The organism is Amycolatopsis sp. NPDC003861 (genome assembly GCF_053605405.1).
Genome location: NZ_JBSGJD010000045.1, coordinates 25,487 through 44,996, shown reverse-complemented (window position 1 = coordinate 44,996; position 19,510 = coordinate 25,487). Strand labels below are relative to the sequence as shown.

Here is a 19,510-nt window from a genome sequence, read left to right as displayed (position 1 = left end):
CTTCGTGTGACCCGTCGTGAGTGGCAAGGCGGGTTAGAACCCGCCTTGCCACTCACGAGCCGGGGCGATACCTTCGCTAGAGCGATCTATCAAATCGGGGGCCGTCATGGACAGAGGACTGACACCGCTTCGCGTGATTCTCGGCTTCTCGCTGGTCAGCACGGCCACCCACTACGCGCACAACGCCATCCGGTACGCGGACTACCCGCAGCTCCAGGGCATCTCGCCGCTCGTCGGCGGCATCACGGTCGCCGTCGCCTGGGTAGTGCTCACGGCGTTCGGCTGGCTCGGCTACCGCGCGTACACGGACGGCCGGTACCACCGGGCGCTGGCGTTCCTCCTGGTCTACTCGCTGGCCGGGATGGTCACGCTCGGCCACTTCCTCACCGGCGTCCCGCAGATCCCCGCGTTCTGGTTCGCGACGATCTTCACCGACGCCGCGGCCGGGCTGGCATTGTGGGTGTTCCTCACCTGGGCGTGGGCCACGCTCGACCGGGCGACCACCCGAGATCAAGTTTCTACACAACGTTGACGTCCGTCTGACTCATGTAGACAATCGAGGGGTGACCACCACCACACCGGTCGCCTTCGACCGCCGTCCGGACGAGTACCGCCACTGGCGCCTGCGGGTCGACGGGGAGGTGGCCTGGCTGGAGCTGGACGTCGACGAGCAGGGCGGGCTGGTCCCCGGCTACGAGCTCAAGCTCAACTCCTACGACCTCGGCGTCGACATCGAGTTGTACGACGCCACGCAGCGGCTGCGCTTCGAACACCCCGGGGTCCGCGTGGTCATCGTGACCAGCGCCAAGGAGAAGGTGTTCTGCGCCGGCGCGAACATCCGCATGCTCGCCGCGTCGGAGCACCACTGGAAGGTCAACTTCTGCAAGTTCACCAACGAGACCCGCAACGGCATGGAGGACGCCACCGCGCACTCCGGCCAGACGTACGTGGCCGCGGTGAACGGCACCTGCGCCGGCGGCGGCTACGAAATCGCGCTGGCCTGCGAAAAGATCTTCCTGATCGACGACAACTCCTCGACCGTCGCGCTGCCGGAGGTGCCGCTGCTCGGCGTGCTGCCCGGCACCGGCGGCCTCACGAGGGTCGTCGACAAGCGCCGCGTGCGCCGGGACCTCGCCGACGTCTTCGCCACGCGCCCGGACGGCGTCAAGGGCAAGACGGCGGTCGACTGGCGGCTGGTCGACGAACTGGTGCCCCGTCAGGACTTCCGCGAGAAGGTCCTGGAAAAGGCGCGGGAACTCGCCCGGCGCTCGGAAAAGCCGGCGGAGCAGGGCATCGAGCTGACCCCGCTGGAACATCGCTATGTCGACATCGAGGTCGAGAAGAACCAGGCCACGATCACCGTCAAGGGCCCCGAAACCGACCCGGGTGACCTGTACGAAGAGGGCGCGGGCGGCTGGTTCCTCGCGATGACCCGCGAGCTCGACGACGCCATCCTGCGGCTGCGCACCAACGAAGTCGAGGCCGGGACGTGGATCCTGCGGACGCAAGGCGATCCGGCGAAGGTGCGTGCGCACGAAGAAGCCGTCCTGGGGCAGAAGGACTGGCTCGCCAACGAGATCACGCACTACTTCAAGCGCACCCTCAAGCGCCTCGACGTCACCAGCCGCAGCCTGATCGCGCTCATCGAACCCGGCAGCTGCTTCACCGGCGCGCTGCTGGAGATCGCGCTGGCCGCCGACCGCCAGTACATCCTGGACGGCCCGCCGATCGACGACGAAGACTCCGAAGAACGCGCGTCACTCCAGCTCACCGACGCGAACTTCGGCGCGTTTCCGATGGGCAACGGCCTGACCCGCCTCCAAGCGCGCTTCTACGGCGACGACGACCACCTCGCCTGGCTCGCGCGCGAGAAGAACCGCGAGCTCAGCGCCGCCGAAGCGCTCGAACTCGGCCTGGTCACCGACGCTCCGGACGACCTCGACTGGGAGGACGAGATCCGGATCGCCCTCGAAGGCCGCGCGTCGCTCTCGCCGGACGCGCTCACCGGGATGGAGGCCAACCACCGGTTCGTCGGCCCCGAGACCATCGAGACCAAGATCTTCGGCCGGCTGGCGGCTTGGCAGAACTGGATTTTCACCCGGCCGAACGCATCCGGGCCGGACGGCGCGCTGCGCCGCTACGGTACGGGGCAGAAGGCCGTCTTCGACAGGAAGCGGGTCTAGCGCAGATGCCCGAGAAGATCGACTACGACGCCAAGATCCCCAACAACGTCAACCTCTCCGAGGATCGCAGGCTGCAGCGGGCGCTGGAGGGCTGGCAGCCGAAGTTCCTGCACTGGTGGGGCGAGATGGGGCCGACCCTGGAGACGCAGGGCGTCTACCTGCGCACCGCGGTCAGCGTGGGCCGCGAAGGCTGGGCGCACTTCGACCACGTCAACGTCCCGGACTACCGCTGGGGCATCTTCCTCGCCGAGCGCGACCCCGACCGCCGGATCGCCTTCGGCGAGCACCAGGGCGAGCCGGTGTGGCAGCAGGTCCCCGGCGAATACCGCGCCGACCTGCAACGGCTGATCGTCATCCAGGGCGACACCGAGCCGGCGTCGGTCGAGCAGCAGAAACTCCTCGGCCTGACCGCGCCGAGCCTCTACGACCTGCGGAACCTGTTCCAGGTCAACGTCGAAGAAGGCCGCCACCTGTGGGCGATGGTGTACCTGCTGCACGCCTACTTCGGGCGCGAAGGCCGTGACGAGGCCGAAGGGCTATTGCTGCGCAACTCGGGTAGTCCCGACGCGCCGCGCATCCTCGGCGCGTTCAACGAGGAAACCGCCGACTGGCTGGCCTTCTACATGTTCACCTACTTCACCGACCGCGACGGGAAGTATCAGCTCGGCACGCTCAAGGAGTCCTCCTTCGACCCGCTCTCGCGCACCTGCGAGTTCATGCTGAAGGAAGAAGCGCACCACATGATGGTCGGCACCACCGGCGTCGACCGCGTGGTGACCCGCAGCGCCGAGCTGATCCGCGAGCACGACACGTACGACATCGGCCCGCACGGCGGCATCCCGCTCGACATCATCCAGAAGTACCTCAACTTCCACTACACGGTCTCGCTCGACCTGTTCGGCAGCGAGACGTCGACGAACGCGGCGAACTACTACACGGCCGGGCTCAAGGGCCGCTGGCAGGAGACCCGTCGCAAGGACGACCACAAGCTCACCGAGGACGCCCGCACGCTGGAGCGGCCGAACGGCGACGGCACCTGGACCACCGAGGAACTGCAGGCGATCCTGCTGCTCAACCTCGACCTGCGCAGCGAGTACGTGGCCGACTGCCAGACCGGCGTCAACCGCTGGAACAAGATCCTCGCCGAGGCCGGCATCGAGCACACGTTCCGGTTGCCGCACCCTGGCTTCAACCGCGAAGTGGGCATAAACTCCGGCCACCACGTCACTCCCGACGGCACGATCGTCGACGAGGCGACTTGGGAGGCGGGCAAACGCAAGTGGCTGCCCACGACCGAAGACCTCACGTTCGTCCGTTCGCTGATGCGCCCGGTGTACGAGCGGGGGAAGATCGCGAGCTGGGTCGCGCCGCCGCGGCAGGGCATCAACGGCAGGCCCATCGACTACGAGTACGTCTACCTCACGTAGGAGGCCTGGTGGCGACAGGGTTCAATGCCGCGGAGTACCTGCTGCAGGCCGGGCGCCCGGACGCGACGGCGGTCGTGTCGCCCCGCCGCTCGCTCACCTACGCCGAGCTCGCGGCGGAGTCCCGGCGGGTGGCCGGTGGCCTCGCCGGACTCGGGGTGCGGCCCGAAGAGCGGGTCATGTTCTGCATGGTCGACGACGTCGAGCTGCTCACCGGCATCCTCGGCGCGATGCTGGCCGGCGCGGTCGCCGTCCCGGTGTCGACCATGGTCACCGGGCCGGAGCTGGGTCAGGTGCTCGCCGACTCGCGGGCGCGCGTGCTGTGCGTGTCCGGGGAGTTCGCCGGGCAGGCGCAGACGGCTCTTTCCCTCGCTCCCGAAGTCACCGACGTCGTGCTCGACCGCTGCGACCCGGCCGGGTTCGGCGTCCGGACGCACGACTGGCCGTCGCTGGCGGGTGCCGTCCCAAGTGGACGGACGTGGGAAGACTCGCCCGCGTTGTGGCTTTACACGTCGGGAACGACCGGACAGCCGAAGGGCGCGATGCACCGGCACGCGAGCATCCGCGCGGTCTGCGAGACGTACGCCCGCGGAGTGCTCGCGACGACGTCGGCGGACCGGTTCCTGTCCGTGCCGAAGCTGTTCTTCGCTTACGGGCTGGGGAATTCCTGCTTCTTCCCGCTCGGCGCGGGCGGCACGACGCTGCTGGAGCCTTCGCGGCCGACGCCCGCGTTGTTCGCTCGCCGTGCTCGGGAGGAGCGGCCGTCGCTGTTCTTCGCGGTCCCCACGTTCTACGCGGCGTTGCTGGCCAGCGACGTCCCGGATGACTCGTTTTCTTCGGTGCGGTACGCGGTTTCGGCCGGTGAGCCGCTGCCCGCGTCGCTGTTCGAACGGTTCCGCGCCCGCTTCGGGCTGGAGATCCTCGACGGCATCGGGTCGACGGAGGCCCTGCACATCTTCCTGTCGAACCAGCCGGGCCTGGTGCGGCCGGGCAGCACCGGCGTCCCCGTGCCGGGGTATTCCGTGCAGCTCCGCGACGAAGCCGGGGCGGTGATCGACGCCGCCGGGAAGCCGGGCGAGCTGTTCGTGGCCGGGCCGTCGACGGCGACCGGCTACTGGGCCCGCTACGACGCGACGAAGCTCGTCTTCCAGGGCGAGTGGCTGCGGACCGGCGACAGCTACGTCCGGAACGAGGACGGGACGTATTCCTGCCTGGGCCGGTTCGGGGACATGCTGAAGGCGGGCGGGATCTGGGTGTCACCGTCCGAAGTGGAGGAACGGCTGCGGCAGCACCCGGCGGTGGCCGAGGTCGCGGTGGTCGCCGCGCCGGACGCCGACGGCCTCGACAAGCCGGTGGCGTGCGTGGTCGCCGCGCCCGGCTTCGCGGTCGACCCGGCCGAGCTGATCGAGTTCTGCCGCGAGGGGCTCGCGGCGTTCAAGCGCCCTCGCGGAGTGGTCGAACTGCCCGAGCTGCCGAAGACGGCGACGGGCAAGATCCGCCGGAACGTGATCCGCGAGCAGGTCCGCGACGTGCTGCGGGTGGTGCCGAGCCCGTGATCGACGGGCACTTCGTGGTCGATGCCCACGTCCACGCACCCCGGCTGCCGACGCTGAAACCCGCGTGGCTGCAGTGGGCGCACGACTTCGCCGGGTCGTACCCGTGGCGTTCGGTGTACTCGGCGTCGGGTGAGGTGGTTCCGTCCGCAATGGACGAACTGATGGACTCCGAAGGCGTCGACCGGGTCTTGTTGTTCTGCGAATACAGCCCGCGCGCGACCGGGATCCAGCCGATCGAGGACAACCTGCCGCTGGTCGCGTTCAACCCGGAGCGGTTCCGCCTGGTGGCGAACGTCAACCCGTACGTCCACCACCCGGCGGCGGCGGAGGTCGAGCGGCAGCTGGACCTGGGCGCGGTGGCGCTGAAGATCCACCCGGTGCACGGCGCGTTCTCGCCGGCGGACAAGGAGCTGTACCCGGTCTACTCGTTGTGCGCCGAGCGCGGGGTGCCGGTGATCCTCCACTCGGGAACGTCGAGCTTCCCGGGTTCCCGCACCAGTTTCGGCAATCCCGAGCTGCTGTCCGATGTGGTCGAAGACTTCCCGTCGCTGCAGTTCGTTTTCGCCCACGGGGGTCGCGGCTGGTGGTACGACGTGGCGGCGTTCCTGGCGCTGGCGCGGGAGAACGTGTGGCTCGACCTGGCCGGGCTGCCGCCGAAGAAGCTCCCGGAGTACTACCAGCGCTTCGACCTGACGCGGTTGGCGGGGAAGTTCGTTTTCGGGACGGACTGGCCGGGGGTTCCTTCGGTGGCCGCGAACGTCCGGACCTTGGCCGGGCTGGGGCTGCCGGAGGACGTCCTGACGGGGGTCCTGTCCGGGAACGCGGTCAAACTGATGCCCTCGCTCGCCTAGGTCGTGAGTGGTAAGGCGGGTTCTAACCCGCCTTACCACTCACGACGGTGGTGGCTGGTCAGCCGGCGAGCTCGCGGATGCGCTCCATGGCCCGCCGGACCTCGGCGAAGCCGGTGGTGAGCGGGCTCAGCCCGATGCGGATGCCGTCCGGGCGGCGGAAGTCGATGAGCACGCCGTGCTCGATGAGGACGCGGGAAAGCCGTTCGGCGTCCGGGTGCCGGAGGGTCACGTGCCCGGCCCGGCGGTCGTCGTCGCGCGGTGAGGCGACCGTGAAGCCGAGCGGGACGAGCCAGGCGTCGGCGAGGGCGAGCACCCACCGGCCCAGCGCCACGGCCTTGGCCCGCACGCGGTCGAGGCCCGCTTCCGCCAGCAGCGCCACGCCCTCCTGGACGCCCACCATGCCGAGCACCGGCGGCGTGCCGGAGAGCGCCCGCCGGATGCCGGGCGCGGGAACGTACTCCGCGGCCATGCCGAAGGTGTCGGCGGCGCCCATCCAGCCGGTGATGGGCTGACCGAACGCGGTGTGGTGGCGCGCGTTGACGTAGAGGAACGCGGGCGCGCCGGGCCCGGCGTTGAGGAACTTGTACGTGCAGCCGACGGCGAAGTCGGCCTCGGCGGCGTCCAGCTCGACCGGGATCGAGCCGACGCTGTGGCAGAGGTCCCAGACGACGAGCCCGCCGCGCTCGTGCACCAGCCGCGTGACGGCGGCGAGGTCGGTGATCGCCGCCGTCCGGTAGTCCACATGGGACAGCGTGACGACCGCGGTCCGCGGCCCGGCGACCGCGGCGACGTCGTCGCTCTCGACCCATCGGACGGTGCGCCCGAGTTCGGCGGCGACGCTCTCGACGAGGAACCGGTCGGTGGGGAAGTTCGCGGTGTCGGTGACGATCTCGTCCCGGCCCGGCCGCAGCGCGACGGCGGCCCGGAGCGCCTTGTAGAGGCACACCGACGTCGAGTCGGCGACGATGGTCTGCCCCGGTGCGGCGCCGAGCGCGACGCGGCCGAGCTCGTCGCCGATCTCCTCGGGCAACGTGAGCCAGCGTTCGTCCCAGGACCGGATCAGCCGGCCACCCCACTCGTGGGTGACGAGCTCCTGCAGCCGCTCCGCGGTGGCGCGCAACGGGCGGCCCAGGGAGTTCCCGTCGAGGTAGGCGACGACGCCGGGATCGCCGATCGGGACGAACCGCTCGCGGAAGGCGGCGAGCTCGTCCTCGGCGTCGAGGCGCTCCGCGGCCTCGGCCGAGAGGTCGGCGGCGGTCAGCGGTTCTGTTCCTTCACCCGCACGGCTTCCTTGCGGACCTCGGCCTGGGTGGCGCGCTCGCGGACGAGCCAGTCGGGGCTTTCGGCCTTCAGTGCGTCGATCTGCTCGGTGGTGAGCGGTTCGGTGATGCCGCCGCGGGTGAGGCCGCCGATGGAGACGCCCAGCTTCGCCGCGACCACCGGGCGGGGGTGCGGGCCCGTGCGGCGCAGTTCCCGCAGCCACTCCGGCGGGTCGGTCTGCAGCGCGTTCAGCTCGTCGCGCGTCACGACGCCCTCCCGGAACTCCGCGGGGGTGGCTTCGAGGTACACACCCAGCTTCTTCGCCGCCGTCGCGGGCTTCATCGTCTGGGTGGTCTTGTGCGACGTCATGCCGTCCAGGGTAGCCAGCGTCACTCCCGGTAACCTGACCCGGTGACCTCTTTCAAGCTCGCGTACGTCCCGGGAGCCACCCCCGCCAAGTGGGTGCGGACCTGGGGCGAGCGGGTGCCGGAGGTGCCGCTGACCCTGGTCCCGGTGGAGGCCGCCGACGCGACCGGCCTGCTGCGCGCCCGGGAGGCCGACGCGGCGCTGCTGCGGTCGCCGATCGACCGGGACGGCCTGCACGCGATCCCGCTCTACACCGAGACGACGGTCGTCGTGGTGCCGAAGGACCACCTGATCGCGGCGGCGGACGAAGTGTCCACTGAGGACTTGGCGGACGAGGTCGTGCTGCACCCGGTCGACGACACGCTTGCGTGGGAGACGTGGCCGGGACGTCCGGCGGTCTCGCGGCCCGAGACGACGGCGGACGCGATCGAGCTGGTCGCGGCCGGGGTCGGGGTGCTCGTCGTCCCGCAGTCGCTCGCCCGGCTGCACCACCGCCGGGACCTCACCTACCGGCCGGTCGGGGACGCGCCGCAGTCGAGCGTGGCGCTGTCGTGGCTGGAGGAGGAGACGACGGACCTGATGGAGCAGTTCATCGGGATCGTCCGCGGCCGGACGGTGAACAGCACGCGCGGGCGCCCGCAGGCGCCGGCCGAGCGCAAGCGCCCGGACCGCAAGCCCGCCGCGGCCAAGCCGGCACGGCGGGGTGGCGGGGCCGCCGGGAAGCGGCGCCGGCGGGGCTGAGCCGCTACGACGTCGTGCAGACGCAGTTGCCGTCGGCGCGGTCGGGCAGGTCGGGGTCGTCGAACCAGTGGCCGCCCTCACCGAGGTAGCGGAATTGCAGGACCGTTCCCGGCGTCACGTCGATCGACGCCGAGCGGCGGCCGTTGGAGCGCGGCGTGAGGTGGTGCCGCCCGGGCGTCCAGTCGTTGAACGAGCCCACGACGCTCACCCGGCCGGGCGGCGCGCCGATCGGCAGGCTGAAGGTGACGCGCTGGGTGCCGGCCCGGCTCTTGCTGATCTTGATCACTCGTGGGGGCCTTTCACGGGAAGGGTTCGGGAGGGCGTGCTCGGCACTGAGCGCCGACATGATCGCACAGGAGTGACGATTCGGTCACGCCCAGTGCCCGATTGGGTTACGGGGCCGCTCAACGGTCCGCCACTGACCGGGTGATGCTGGGGTGAACCATGATCACTTCGGGGTTGCTTTCCCGTGGCGGTGGGAAACTGACTGCCGTGACCGTCGCCGCTGATCGTCAAGTCAAGGACCCGTGTGCCTGGCTCAGCGCCGTCACCCACGAGCTCGCCGACGCCCACCCGGCTGACACGCGAGCGGTGCTCATGACGGTGTGGGACGGGTTGGTCGCCGCCCGCCTGGCCGGGCTGTACGCCGCGGCCGCTTCGCCCCGCTGGCGGGCGAGACAGCGTCACGCCGAAGCCGTCGAGTTCGATCTCGCCGTGCAGCTGGCGCGCAACTGCACCATCGGCACCGGCCTGGCCATCCCGGCCCGGCTCCCCGGAGCCGCGGTCGCCTGGCCCGCCGAACGCGCCGACGCGGCGATCGCGGCGGTGGTTTCCTTCTGCGGCACGGCGGAAGCGATGCTGCGCCGGACGGGCGAGCTGACGCCGGTGTGGGAGGACAGCCTGCTCGGCCCGGTCGCGCTGACCCGCTGGCTGGCGGACTGCTGGACGGGCCGCCACACCGGCGGCTGCCCCCTGCAGTTACCGGTGCCTCCACCGCCGTGGTGGCGTTGAGGGGCGGCCGTCGGTGGTCGGGGCCCGGCTGCGTGGTGGACGCGGTCTGCCGGGCTTCGGCCGAAAGGTGCGGCTGACCGGGGTGGTGGGGAGGGCTGGGTGGGGTGCCGGTCCGGGCGTCCGCGTGCCGCTCGGGCCGGTGAGGCATCTGACGGTCGGCGTTCGCGGTGGGCGCCGCGGGCGTGTCCGTCAGGTGAAGGCTGGTGCCGGCGAGAGGAGGCCGAGGGGTGACCGACCCGTGTTCGAGACTCCCGGAGGCGACCCGCGCTGCGGTGCGCGCGCTCCTGCTGGCCGAGCTGACGGCAGCCGGCCACCGCGCCCGCGCTGCGGGCTGCACCCCCGAAACCCTGTCGGCCGTGTTCGAAGCCCGCCGCCGTTCGCTCGAAGACGGCTGACGGCCCTCCCGGGCGCGGGGTCAGCGGCCCAGGATGGCCAAGGCCGTTGCCACGATCCCCTCCACTCGCTCCCGGTCCGCCAAGGCCGCTGCCAGCCAGTCGTCGTGGGGTGTGCCCTGCGGGGCCTGCTCGCCGAACACCGCTCGGACCACCGCCGCCACCGCCGAGGCCGCCGCCTCCCCGCGGTCCAACCGGAGTTCGATCGCCCGCAGCGCCTGTTCGGCCAGGTCCGCGAGCCGGGCGTCCGCCAGCTCGTGGGATGCGACCAGCTCCAGTGGTGGCGACTCCGCCGGCATCGGCGCGACCGGGGCCTGCTTGTGCCCCAGCGGCCTCTCGACGTGCTCCGCGTGCCACGCCGGGCGGGTGCGCATCGCGGCCAGGACCCGGTCGACCTCGCGGTCGAGCGTGTCGCGGGCGGGCGGGGGTTCGCCCGTCACCTCCGCCCGCCGGGCCGCCCAGCCGTCCAGGGGCCACAGTTCCGCTCCCGCCGTGGCCGGGACGCCGACCCAGACCAGGATCTGCACCGCCAGTTCGCACAGCCACGGGTCGTCGCCGAGGGCGCCGGCCAGCCAGGCCGGGAGGCGCGGCCTCTGCAACGCCCCGATTTCGCCGCGGCGGCGCCGGTGCGCGTCGACCGTGGCCGGGATGAGGCGGGTGGCCAGCCAGCCCTCGAGGTTGTCGATCGGGCCGGTCGCGCGCCGCAGGGCGTGGTCCACCACCGCCTCGACGTCGTCGTGGAAGCGGTCGAGGCAGTCGGGCCGCAGCCACTCGAGGCCGCGGGCGCAGTCGACGTGGCGGCGCCGGTGTTCCAGTGGCTTGGTGATCCGCGTGAAGACCAGCGGCCACGCCACCGTGTAGACCCCGCCGCGCAGCCGGGCCAGTGCGCGGGGCCGGGCGTCCGCCGCCGAGCCGGCGAGCAGGCCGTCGCGGGCCAGCCGCCGGACGCCGGCGACGTCGGCCGGCCCGGTAGTGTCCAGCACCCTTCCTCCCCGATGCCGATCCCGATGCCGCTGCCGGAAGTCGACGGGGAAATGGTCGGGCAGCCGCGGAGGCGGAAAAGGCCGCGGGCGGGCCGAAATCGCGGGGAACTGGCCAATCCCTGGCCACCGGGGAATCACCTGATCGGCGCAGCAGCGGCCGCCGATCGCCGCGAAGTGCCCGTGGTTCAATGGAAATCCCATGGCACACGAGGACGGGCTGCTCCGGGAACTCACCACGTTGCGGCGCGGCTGGGGATTGGAAGCCGAGCGGTTGCGCGGCCGGCTCGGGCCGCTCGTTTCCGGCTGGTGTGAAATCCACCGGACGACGAGCGACCGCGATGCGCGCCGCGTTCTGCGGGAAGCGATTTCGGCCGCGATCGCGGAATTCCCGGCCGACGACAAACTGGCGGTGAACGTCGCCCTCGGCATCGCCCCCGGCGCCCAGCACGCCCTGCTGAGCGACCGGATCGGCGTCCTCGCCGATCAGCTGCGCGTCTCGGAACGCACGGCCCGGCGCCGCGTCGACCGGTCGTTCGCCCGGCTCGCCGCGGAGATCGAGGCCGGCGCGCGGCCGGGCAACGGCGTCCCCGGCCCGGACGACGGCTGGTTCGTCAAGCGGCTCAAGGTGCTCGTCCGGCTCGACACGGGCGAGCCGGAGGTCACCGAGGAACGGCTGATCGTGGCGACCCGTGACAAGCTCGCCCGGATCTCCGCGCAGTTCACCGTGCCCCGCACCGAAGACGGCCGGGACGGCGAGCGCGAGGTCGCCGCGGACGCCCGGCACGGCGTCCGGATCAGCGAAGGCACCCGGGACGGCCAGCGGCACTTCCGTTGGCTGCTCGACCTGCCGCGGGCCCTGGACCGCGGCGACAGCCACACGTACTCGCTGGTGTACCGCATCCGGGACGGCCTGCCGATCCGGCCGTCGTACGTGTTCGTGCCGCTGGTGACGTGCGAGTCGTTCGAGGTGCGCGTGCGCTTCGACCCGCGGAAGCCGCCGTGGGTGGTGTGGCGGCTGGACCGCGTCCCGCCGTCGGTGCTCGCCGACCCGCCCCAGCCGGGCGAGCCGCTGCCGCTGGACGGCGCCTGCGAGGTCGCGCAGGAGTTCGCCGCGCCGCAGCTCGGGTACGCCCACGGGCTGCGCTGGCTGCCGCGGCAAGATATTCCTTGACGTGAATATTCTTTTGTGTGAATACTGGGGCCCATGGACCGGATCGCCGCAGCACTGGGGGACGCCGCCCGGTGGCGCATCGTCGAACTGCTCGCCGAGCGCCCCCGCTCGGTGGGCGAGCTCGCCGAGCTGACCGGGCTGCGGCAACCGCAGACCACCAAGCACCTCCAGACCCTCGCCCGGGCCGGCCTGGTCACCGTCTTCCCGCTCGGCCAGCGCCGCGTCCACGCCCTCGAAGCCGGACCGCTGGCGGCTTTCGCGGGGCGGCTGCGGGAGCTGGCCGACACGACCGAGGCGCACGCGGGCGAGCGGGACGCCGTGGCGCGGTACCGGGCGGCCATCGAGGCGGACACGGCGGCCGCGGACCGGGACCGGTGGGCGGACGGGCGCGCGTTCGCGTTCGACCGCCTGCTGCCCGCGCCGGCCGCCGACGTCTGGCGGCACTGGACGGACGCGGACCTGCTGGCGAGCTGGTGGGTTCCGCCGTCGATGACGGTCACCGCCTGCACCCTCGAGCCGCGGCCGGGCGGGCGGGTGGTGCTCGGCTACCGCGACGCCGACGGCGAGTACCGCGCCGAAGGCCGGGTGCGGGTCGCGGACGAGCCCGGCCGCCTCGGCTTCGACCTCGCGGTGACCGGCCCCGCCTCCTTCACCGGCCACTACGACCTGGAGCTGAACCCGGAGCCGGCCGGCACCCGGCTGCGGCTGGACCTGCGCATCACCGCCACGACGGTCGAGGCCGTCCCCTTCATCGCCGGCATCGAAACCGGCTGGGGCCAGGTGCTCGACCACCTCGCCGACGTGCTCACCGTACGAAAGGACCGAACACCATGACCGAGCCGACCGGCCGCCGGGTGACCGCCAACCTCAGCCTGACCCTCGACGGGCGCTACCACGGCCCCGCCGGGCCCGCCGACATGGGCGCGATCCTCCCGTACGCCACCACCGAAGTCGCGCGGCGCCACCTCGGCCGCATCTGGGAAAGCGCGTCGACGGCGGTGCTGGGCCGGCGCAACGCGGAGGGGTTCCTCGGGTTCTGGCCCACCGTCGCCGCCGACGAGAACGCCGACCCGCGCGACCGCGGCTACGCGAAATGGCTGGTGGACGCCGAGAAGGTGGTCTTCTCGACCACGCTGTCCGACGCCCCGTGGGAGCGCACCCGGCTGGTGAACGCCCCGGCCGCGGACGTCGTCGCCGAGCTGAAGACCACCGGCGGCGGCGACATCCTGGTCAACAGCAGCGCGAGCGTCATCAAGCCGCTGCTCGCGGCGGACCTGCTCGACCGGCTGTACCTCATGGTCTGCCCGGAGATCGCGGGCGGCGGGCCCCGGCTGTTCGACGACGGCCTGCCCGCGTCGCGGTGGCGGCTCACCCACCACGAAACCGGCGAGCTGGGGGAGACGGCGGTGGTCTACGACCGCGTGCGCTGATCGGCGGCGCGAGGAATACCAAGTGAGGGGATGCCCGGCCGGGGGCCGGCTGGCTACCGTTCCCGAGCCGCCGGCCCGCTGGAAGCCGTGCGGATCACCGGTATTCACCCGTGCCCGGAGGGTTGCGCATGGCCGAAGCAGATTCCGTCGACCGGCGCACCTTCCTCACCGCCGCGGGCGTCGTGGCGGGGGCGGCCTTGGTCGGTCCCAGTGCCCCACGGACGGCGTCGGCGGCCACCGCGCCGCCGGTGGCGCCCCACTTCGGGCTCACCAAGTTCCTCGACCCGCTGCGGATCCCGCCGGTGATCCAGGCGCATTCGCGGCGGTACCAGGGTGACCTCACGGTCACCATGACCACCGCGCGGACGCGGCTGCACTCCCAGCTGCCGGAGAGCACACTGTGGACCTACGAGGGTCATTTTCCCGGCCCGACCATCGAAGTCCGGAGCGGGAAGCGGCTTCGCGTCGCGTGGGCGAACGAACTGCGGGGCACGGTCCCGCTCGTGGCGGTGCGGGCGCCGTACGCCGTGCCGACGCCGGCGAACCAGCCCGGTTACCGCGCCGCGGACGGCAGCCTGCCCGCCGGGGTGGAGCTGATCGAGGGCGTCGCCGAGCTGCCGCCGTGGAACGTCGTGCACCTGCACGGCGCGCTGACGAACGCCGGCAACGACGGCTGGGCGCACAACGGGATTTCGCCGGGGCAAACGCAGCTCACCGAGTACCCGAACCGGCAGGCCGCCACCGCGCTCTGGTACCACGACCACGCGATGGCCGTGACGCGCTTCAACGTCCATTCCGGACTCGCGGGCCTGTACCTGATCCGCGACGACGAGGAGGACCGGCTGCGCCTTCCCGGTGGTGATCACGAAATCCCGCTGGTGCTCGCCGATCGCAACTTCGACACCGACCCGGTGACCGGGGCGTTGACCGGCCGGCTGTTGTTCAAGTTCCAGTACCTGCCCGCGTCCGGCACGACGGCTCCGGTGACCGGCCCGTTCACGTTGGTCAACGGCGGTATCTGGCCGCACTTGGACGTCGACGCGCGCTGGTACCGCTTCCGGGTGCTGAACACGGCGAACGGCCGGTATTTCCGGCTGGATCTGGTCGACGAGGCGGGGGTGGTGCGCAACGACGCGGTCCGGATCGCCGGTACGGACGCGGGTCTGCTGCCCGCGCCGGCGGCGGTGCCGGCAGGTGGGCTGACTCTGACCCCGGCGGAGCGCGCCGATCTGCTGATCGACTTCAGCCGGTTTCCGGGGCAGCGGTTGCGGCTGGTCAACACGGGGGCCTCGATCGAGCCGGACATCATGGAGTTCCGGGTCGAGAGCCGCCGTCGTCCGGAGCCGTTCCGGGTGCCGGCGCGGCTGTCCACTTCGTACGTCCGGGTGGAGCGGGTGCCGGAGGATCACGACGAGGTGTTCGTGGCGACGACGCCGCCCGGGGTGGCGGGCCGGCCGCATCCGGAGATGTGGGAGCTGAAGGAGATCGTCGATCCGGCGGAGGTGCCGGCGCGGTTTCCGGAGGAGGGTGTTCTGCAGGTCACCGATCCGGTGCTGGGGCGTGTGCGGACGTTCCGCAGGGTGGCGCGCATGTTCGACGATGCGACGACGATTTTCGTCGACCGTGGCCGCTGGGTGGTGTGGAACTTCTTACAGTTGGGCGGTGCGCCGCACCCGATGCACATCCACTTGGCGCGCTTCCAGTTGCTGACCAGGAGCAAGTTCGCCGACTTGAGTGCGTTCGACACGGCGGCGGGCGGAACATCGCGTCCCCTGCCGGCTCCGGTCGCGGGCCGGCCGGTCGAGAGGCACGAGGAGGGCTGGAAGGACACGTTCGACGTGTGGGCGGGCGACTGGGTCCGGGTGGCGGGCAGGTTCGAGGAGGCAACGGGTTCATTCATGTACCACTGCCACATCCTCGACCACGAGGACGAGGGAATGATGCGCCCCTTCGTGGTCCACCCACCCGAGATAGCCCGCTTCCACATGCACCCAGGCACCCCAGCCCACCCCACGATGCCGGGCCACGAAGGCCACTAGCCCACCGATCGGCCACCCACCCGATCGAGCGACCACCTCCCCACCGGGACCAGCGCTACCCACGTTTCGCCCCAGACCGAATGGTGTGCGAGGCCCCCGAAGCAAGGTCACGACGCAAGCCAGCCACGACGGGGTTCCGGGGGAAGGTCACGACGCAAGCCAGCCACGCCGGGGGCAAGGTCACGACGCAAGCCAGCCACGACGGGGGTCCGGGGGCAGAGCCCCCGGGCGGGGTCTGGGGGTTGCACCCCCAGAAAACACAACGAAGCGAGAGAGCCCACCGAAGGCGCGAAGCGCTGAAGGAGGGCTCACGAGAGTAGGGCGGGCGGGGCTCGAACCCGCGGCCAAGGGATTATGAGTCCCCTGCTCTAACCAACTGAGCTACCGCCCCCTGGTCCCGGCGTGCACAGGCGCCCCGAGGTTTGCGTGTGCACAGAACACCCAGTTCGCTTCAAGTTATCACAGCGGCCATACGGGCAGATCCGGTAGGCCAAACAGGTTGTCGTGGCCGCCGACCGGCGCAGGCTCGTCTAGGTTGCAAGGGCGTCACCGCTGACCGGAACGGCGGGAGTAAGAATGGGCTCTGCCACCTCGTCTCGTTCCTGGGCTGTCCGGCTGGCGTTGCTGGACGCATTCGCCGCGGGGGCCGGCCTGGGTTACCTCGCGCACGAGTACCGGGAGGTCGTCGTGGCGAACCCCGGGGTGGTCGGCGTGACGCTGCTGCTCGTGTTCGTTTCGGGCTATCTGGTCCGCGTGGCCGTGCGCGCGTTGCGGCGCGCGGGATCGCGGGTCGACGCGATTTTCGCGGAAGAATTGGGAAAGAAGCCTTCGCCCCGCCCGCGGTGACGGAAATTCCCCGCGGGCAGGCCGAAAACCGCGGATTCCGTTCAGCTTCCGCCGCCGGTCGATGTGGTGGGGGTGGTCGGCGGCGAACTGGTGGGCGAAGGCGTCGTGAACGTGGGAGTCGGTGTGGTGGTCGGGGTTGTCGGGGCGGCGTAGGCCGCGTAGCTGAACCAGATCTGGCCGAACGTCTTCGGCGTGGTCTGGGAGAACATCGCCCGCACCTGGAATGTGGTCGCGGTGAAGGAGCCCTGCACCGTGTTGAGCATGAACCCGTTGTACGGGTTCGGCGTGTTGGCCGACACCACGACCGCCTCCGGTACCTTGCCGAGGCTGTGCGGCACGGTGCAGAAACCGCCGCCGTCGGTCACGCAGGTGGCCTGCGCCGCCTGGACGATCGGTGCCGGCGACGGGCCGACGGCGGCCGATGCACCCGCGAAGACCACCGCGCCTGCCGTGACCACCGCGGCGCCGGCCAGTGCGGCGAGCGCGGTTCGTGCCTGGGTCCCCATGAAATCCCTCCCTTGATCGTGGACGCCCCCGGAGTCGTTCCACCGCTCCGCGCTGTTACGACGAGCGTGGTCTTCCAGGGCCACGCGATCCTCGGCAGCCGTCTGTACACATTGGACGGATCGGGGGCACGCCGACGCCGACATCGATTCCTACGTGACGCGCATCGAGGCCGGCACGAGCTCCCGTTCCTCCTCGGCCGCGTAGCGCCGGGCCAGGGTGGCGCAGACGATCAGCTGGATCTGGTGGAACAGCATCAGCGGTAGGACGATCAGCCCGACCTGCGCGTGCCCGAACAGCACCGTCGCCATCGGGAGGCCGCTGGCCAGGCTCTTCTTCGACCCGCAGAACACGATGGTGATCCGGTCCGCTCGCGCGAAGCCCAGCAACCGGGCGCCCCAGCCCGTCGCGCCGAGGACCGCCGCCAGCAGCACGCCGCACACCACGACCAGCACCAGGAGGTGGCCCACGTCGAGCCGGTGCCAGATGCCCTCCGTCATGCCCGCGCTGAACGCCGTGTAGACCACCAGGAGGATCGAGCCGCGGTCGACCAGCTTCAGCGGTGCGGCGTGGCGGGTGATCCAGCCGCCGATCCAGCGGCGGGCCAGTTGGCCCGCCACGAACGGGGCCAGCAGTTGCAGCACGATCCCGAGCACGGCCGAACCGTCGACGCCCGCGCCGTCGCCGGCCAGCAGGAGGGCCACCAGCAGCGGCGTCACCACGATGCCGGCCAGGTTGGACAGCGAGGCGCTGCAGATCGCCGCCGCGACGTTGCCGCGGCCGATCGAGGTGAACGCGATCGACGACTGCATCGTCGAGGGCAGCACCGCCAGGAACAGCACCCCGGCCGCCAGCTGGTCCGGCAGCACCGAGGGCGGCAGGAGGAACAGCGCCAGGCCGAGCAGCGGGAACAGGACGAACGTCGCCGCGAGCACCACCGCGTGCAGCCGCCAGTGCCGCAGCCCGTCGAGGGCCTCCTGCGTCGAAAGGCGGGCGCCGTACAGGAAGAACAGCAGGCCGACGGCGATCGTGGTGGCGATGCCGAAGCCGTCGGCCACCGCGCCCGAGGCGGGCAGCAGGGTGGCGACGCCGACGGTGGCGAGGATCGCGAGGACGAACGGGTCGAGTCGAAACCGGGACATGGATCTCCTTCCGCAGCAATTCTCGGCCACCTCCCGCTCATTGTGAACCCCGATGACCGGACTGACTGTCATCGCGAATCGCGATAGGCTGACCCGGTGCTGGACCCGCGCCTGTGCCGTTCGTTCCTCGCAGTCGCCGAGACGCGCAGCTTCACCGCGGCCGCGCGGCGGCTCGGCGTGGGCCAGCCGACGGTCAGTCAGCACGTGCGGCGGCTCGAGCGTGACTCCGGCGGCCTGCTGTTCGCCCGGGACACCCACACGGTGGAACTCACCGCGCGCGGGCAGGCGATGCTCGGGTTCGCGCAGACGATCGTCGACACCGAAGAGCGCGCGGAGCGGCACTTCCGCGGCGCCGAGCTGCGCGGCCGGGTCCGCTTCGGCGTCTCCGAGGACTTCGCGCTCGGCGAGCTGCCGGAGATCCTGCACCGGCTGCGCCGCAGTCACCCGCTGGTGGACGTCGAGCTGACCGTCGAGCTGTCGGACGTCCTGGCGCAGCGGCTGCGCTCCGGGCAGCTGGACCTGGTCCTGGGCAAGCGCCGCCCGGGCGCGCACCACGGCCGGCTGCTGTGGCGGGAGCCGCTGGTCTGGATCGGGTCGGCGGCCACGGTGCTGGAGCCCGGCCAGCCGGTGCCGCTGGTGCAGTACCCGATGCCGTCGATCACGCGCCAGCTGGCGGTGGAGGTCCTCGAACGCGCCGGGCTGGAGTGGCGCGCGGCGTGCCAGACGTCGAGCTTGACGGGCCTGCGCGCCGCGGCGGCGGCCGGTCTGGGGGTGACCCTGCACGCGCGCAGCCTGGTGCCGGCGGACCTGACCGAGCTCGACGGGCTCCCGGAACCCGGGGACATCGAGTTCATGCTGCTGGCCCGCGAGTCCATGGAGGGCCCGGCGGCGGCGTTGGCGGAGTTCGTCCTGGAGCGGGTGCGGCGTTAAGTCTCTTCGCCGGTGAGCAATCGCCGGAGCCGGCCGAGGGCACGGTGCTGCGCAACCCGGACCGCCCCCGGCGTGGAGCCCACCGCCGCGGCCGTCTCCTCCGCCGACAGCCCGACCACCACCCGCAGCACGACGATCTCCCGCTGCTTCGCGGGCAGGATGTCCAGCAGCCGGGCCAGGCGCTCGTTCAGCTCGAACCGCAGCGCCCGCTGCTCCGGCCCGGCCACTTCGCTCACGCCGTCCGGGACCTCGGGGACCGGGTCGCTGCGGTTGCGGGCCGCGGCGCGGTGGGCGTCCGCCACCTTGTGCTGGGCGATGCCGTAGACGAACGCCAGGAACGGGCGGCCCTGGTCGTGGTAGGACGGCAGCGCTGTCAGCACCGCGAGGCAGACCTCCTGGGCGACGTCGTCCGCCGAAGCGAACGAACGCTCGTGCCGGCCGACGCGGGCGCGGCAGTAGCGCACCACCAGGGGCCGGATCGTGGCGAGCAGGCGTGCGGTCGCAGCGTCGTCGCCCGCGATCGCGGCGGCGACCGGCTCGTCGTGGCGGCGCCAGTGCGGGGGGAACGTTTCGGCGGGCTGCGCCGCGGCGATCTCCCGGACGAGCGCCCGGCTGCGCACCCGCAGCAGGGTGCCCTCGACGTCGAGCCCGGCGCGCAGCGAGTCGTGCAGGGCGGCGTTG

At 71.7% G+C, this 19,510-nt stretch carries 21 protein-coding genes and 1 tRNA gene; 14 read left to right on the top strand and 8 right to left on the bottom strand.

The features are described from left to right. Nucleotides 1-106 precede the first annotated feature (106 nt). Genes ACWEVN_RS14565 through ACWEVN_RS14545 form a run of 5 tightly spaced genes read left to right on the top strand, consistent with a single transcriptional unit; the run spans nt 107 to nt 6,014 of the window. The gene (locus ACWEVN_RS14565; protein WP_452051537.1) at nt 107-532 is read left to right on the top strand and encodes a hypothetical protein; all 426 of its coding nucleotides are present in this window, start codon (nt 107-109) and stop codon (nt 530-532) included. Nucleotides 533-563: 31 nt separating this feature from the next. Then, entirely contained in the window at nt 564-2,183 is a 1,620-nt protein-coding gene (gene boxC, locus ACWEVN_RS14560) for a 2,3-epoxybenzoyl-CoA dihydrolase (RefSeq protein WP_452051536.1), read from the top strand. A 5-nt stretch (nt 2,184-2,188) separates the two neighbouring features. Further along, the gene (gene boxB / locus ACWEVN_RS14555; RefSeq protein ID WP_449686952.1) at nt 2,189-3,610 is read left to right on the top strand and encodes a benzoyl-CoA 2,3-epoxidase subunit BoxB; all 1,422 of its coding nucleotides are present in this window, start codon (nt 2,189-2,191) and stop codon (nt 3,608-3,610) included. Between the two features lie 8 nt (nt 3,611-3,618). Then, entirely contained in the window at nt 3,619-5,163 is a 1,545-nt protein-coding gene (locus ACWEVN_RS14550) for a benzoate-CoA ligase family protein (protein ID WP_452051535.1), read from the top strand. Beyond that, nucleotides 5,160-6,014 (top strand): amidohydrolase family protein, encoded by an 855-nt coding sequence (locus tag ACWEVN_RS14545; protein ID WP_452051534.1) that lies wholly within the window; start codon nt 5,160-5,162, stop codon nt 6,012-6,014. Before ACWEVN_RS14550 ends, ACWEVN_RS14545 begins: the two co-directional genes overlap by 4 nt. A 58-nt stretch (nt 6,015-6,072) precedes the next feature. On the opposite strand, the gene ACWEVN_RS14540 is transcribed toward ACWEVN_RS14545, so the two are convergent. Beyond that, the gene (locus ACWEVN_RS14540) at nt 6,073-7,275 is read right to left on the bottom strand and encodes a kynureninase (RefSeq protein WP_449685019.1); all 1,203 of its coding nucleotides are present in this window, start codon (nt 7,273-7,275) and stop codon (nt 6,073-6,075) included. After that, complete coding sequence (locus tag ACWEVN_RS14535; protein WP_449685020.1) at nt 7,272-7,643, bottom strand: DUF5997 family protein; 372 nt, start codon at nt 7,641-7,643, stop codon at nt 7,272-7,274. The genes ACWEVN_RS14540 and ACWEVN_RS14535 overlap by 4 nt, the downstream gene beginning before the upstream one ends. A gap of 42 nt (nt 7,644-7,685) precedes the next feature. Between ACWEVN_RS14535 and ACWEVN_RS14530 the strand changes: the two genes are divergently transcribed. Continuing rightward, nucleotides 7,686-8,381, top strand: a complete 696-nt coding sequence (locus ACWEVN_RS14530) for a LysR substrate-binding domain-containing protein (RefSeq protein ID WP_452051533.1) — start codon at nt 7,686-7,688, stop codon at nt 8,379-8,381. 4 nt (nt 8,382-8,385) lie between these two features. Here ACWEVN_RS14530 and ACWEVN_RS14525 read toward each other — a convergent pair whose 3' ends face one another. After that, nucleotides 8,386-8,667, bottom strand: a complete 282-nt coding sequence (locus ACWEVN_RS14525; protein ID WP_452051532.1) for an isoamylase — start codon at nt 8,665-8,667, stop codon at nt 8,386-8,388. Nucleotides 8,668-8,873: 206 nt separating this feature from the next. On the opposite strand from ACWEVN_RS14525, the gene ACWEVN_RS14520 reads away from it, so the two are divergent. Together ACWEVN_RS14520 and ACWEVN_RS14515 are read left to right on the top strand one after the other, a co-directional pair. After that, nucleotides 8,874-9,392, top strand: a complete 519-nt coding sequence (locus ACWEVN_RS14520) for a hypothetical protein (RefSeq protein WP_449684967.1) — start codon at nt 8,874-8,876, stop codon at nt 9,390-9,392. Nucleotides 9,393-9,619: 227 nt separating this feature from the next. Then, the gene (locus ACWEVN_RS14515) at nt 9,620-9,787 is read left to right on the top strand and encodes a hypothetical protein (RefSeq protein ID WP_449684968.1); all 168 of its coding nucleotides are present in this window, start codon (nt 9,620-9,622) and stop codon (nt 9,785-9,787) included. Nucleotides 9,788-9,807: 20 nt separating this feature from the next. Here ACWEVN_RS14515 and ACWEVN_RS14510 read toward each other — a convergent pair whose 3' ends face one another. Then, on the bottom strand, nt 9,808-10,767 hold the full coding sequence (locus ACWEVN_RS14510; protein WP_452051531.1) for a hypothetical protein: 960 nt from the start codon (nt 10,765-10,767) through the stop codon (nt 9,808-9,810). A 199-nt stretch (nt 10,768-10,966) separates the two neighbouring features. Here ACWEVN_RS14510 and ACWEVN_RS14505 point away from each other — a divergent pair, with 199 nt between their 5' ends. The 4 genes from ACWEVN_RS14505 to ACWEVN_RS14490 all read left to right on the top strand — a co-directional run bounded on the left by ACWEVN_RS14505 (nt 10,967) and on the right by ACWEVN_RS14490 (nt 15,407). After that, complete coding sequence (locus ACWEVN_RS14505) at nt 10,967-11,938, top strand: hypothetical protein (RefSeq protein WP_452051530.1); 972 nt, start codon at nt 10,967-10,969, stop codon at nt 11,936-11,938. Nucleotides 11,939-11,971: 33 nt separating this feature from the next. Further along, nucleotides 11,972-12,772 (top strand): metalloregulator ArsR/SmtB family transcription factor, encoded by an 801-nt coding sequence (locus ACWEVN_RS14500; RefSeq protein WP_452051529.1) that lies wholly within the window; start codon nt 11,972-11,974, stop codon nt 12,770-12,772. After that, complete coding sequence (locus tag ACWEVN_RS14495) at nt 12,769-13,368, top strand: dihydrofolate reductase family protein (RefSeq protein WP_452051528.1); 600 nt, start codon at nt 12,769-12,771, stop codon at nt 13,366-13,368. The genes ACWEVN_RS14500 and ACWEVN_RS14495 overlap by 4 nt, the downstream gene beginning before the upstream one ends. Before the next feature lie 128 nt (nt 13,369-13,496). Beyond that, complete coding sequence (locus ACWEVN_RS14490; protein WP_452051527.1) at nt 13,497-15,407, top strand: multicopper oxidase family protein; 1,911 nt, start codon at nt 13,497-13,499, stop codon at nt 15,405-15,407. Nucleotides 15,408-15,724: 317 nt separating this feature from the next. Here ACWEVN_RS14490 and ACWEVN_RS14485 read toward each other — a convergent pair. Then, nucleotides 15,725-15,798: transfer RNA gene (locus ACWEVN_RS14485), tRNA-Ile, on the bottom strand. Nucleotides 15,799-15,983: 185 nt separating this feature from the next. On the opposite strand from ACWEVN_RS14485, the gene ACWEVN_RS14480 reads away from it, so the two are divergent. After that, entirely contained in the window at nt 15,984-16,253 is a 270-nt protein-coding gene (locus ACWEVN_RS14480; protein ID WP_449684974.1) for a hypothetical protein, read from the top strand. Nucleotides 16,254-16,294: 41 nt separating this feature from the next. On the opposite strand, the gene ACWEVN_RS14475 is transcribed toward ACWEVN_RS14480, so the two are convergent. Together ACWEVN_RS14475 and ACWEVN_RS14470 are read right to left on the bottom strand one after the other, a co-directional pair. Continuing rightward, nucleotides 16,295-16,759, bottom strand: a complete 465-nt coding sequence (locus tag ACWEVN_RS14475) for a hypothetical protein (protein ID WP_452051526.1) — start codon at nt 16,757-16,759, stop codon at nt 16,295-16,297. Between the two features lie 150 nt (nt 16,760-16,909). Next, nucleotides 16,910-17,899, bottom strand: coding sequence for a bile acid:sodium symporter family protein (locus ACWEVN_RS14470; RefSeq protein ID WP_452051525.1), 990 nt, complete (start codon nt 17,897-17,899; stop codon nt 16,910-16,912). A 96-nt stretch (nt 17,900-17,995) separates the two neighbouring features. On the opposite strand from ACWEVN_RS14470, the gene ACWEVN_RS14465 reads away from it, so the two are divergent. Next, nucleotides 17,996-18,829: a LysR substrate-binding domain-containing protein gene (locus tag ACWEVN_RS14465; RefSeq protein WP_452051524.1), complete on the top strand. Its 834-nt coding sequence runs from the start codon at nt 17,996-17,998 to the stop codon at nt 18,827-18,829. Here ACWEVN_RS14465 and shbA read toward each other — a convergent pair. Continuing rightward, complete coding sequence (gene shbA / locus ACWEVN_RS14460) at nt 18,826-19,422, bottom strand: RNA polymerase sigma factor ShbA (protein WP_452051538.1); 597 nt, start codon at nt 19,420-19,422, stop codon at nt 18,826-18,828. The genes ACWEVN_RS14465 and shbA overlap by 4 nt on opposite strands. Nucleotides 19,423-19,510 lie beyond the last annotated feature (88 nt).

Bases quoted from the DNA above. Each gene is read 5' to 3' on its own strand.
- ACWEVN_RS14565 (WP_452051537.1), top strand. From the start codon at position 107: ATGGACAGAGGACTGACACCGCTTCGCGTGATTCTCGGCTTCTCGCTG.
- boxB (WP_449686952.1), top strand. From the start codon at position 2,189: ATGCCCGAGAAGATCGACTACGACGCCAAGATCCCCAACAACGTCAAC.
- ACWEVN_RS14535 (WP_449685020.1), bottom strand. From the start codon at position 7,643: ATGACGTCGCACAAGACCACCCAGACGATGAAGCCCGCGACGGCGGCG.
- ACWEVN_RS14505 (WP_452051530.1), top strand. From the start codon at position 10,967: ATGGCACACGAGGACGGGCTGCTCCGGGAACTCACCACGTTGCGGCGC.
- ACWEVN_RS14500 (WP_452051529.1), top strand. From the start codon at position 11,972: ATGGACCGGATCGCCGCAGCACTGGGGGACGCCGCCCGGTGGCGCATC.
- ACWEVN_RS14495 (WP_452051528.1), top strand. From the start codon at position 12,769: ATGACCGAGCCGACCGGCCGCCGGGTGACCGCCAACCTCAGCCTGACC.
- ACWEVN_RS14490 (WP_452051527.1), top strand. From the start codon at position 13,497: ATGGCCGAAGCAGATTCCGTCGACCGGCGCACCTTCCTCACCGCCGCG.
- ACWEVN_RS14480 (WP_449684974.1), top strand. From the start codon at position 15,984: ATGGGCTCTGCCACCTCGTCTCGTTCCTGGGCTGTCCGGCTGGCGTTG.
- ACWEVN_RS14475 (WP_452051526.1), bottom strand. From the start codon at position 16,759: ATGGGGACCCAGGCACGAACCGCGCTCGCCGCACTGGCCGGCGCCGCG.
- ACWEVN_RS14470 (WP_452051525.1), bottom strand. From the start codon at position 17,899: ATGTCCCGGTTTCGACTCGACCCGTTCGTCCTCGCGATCCTCGCCACC.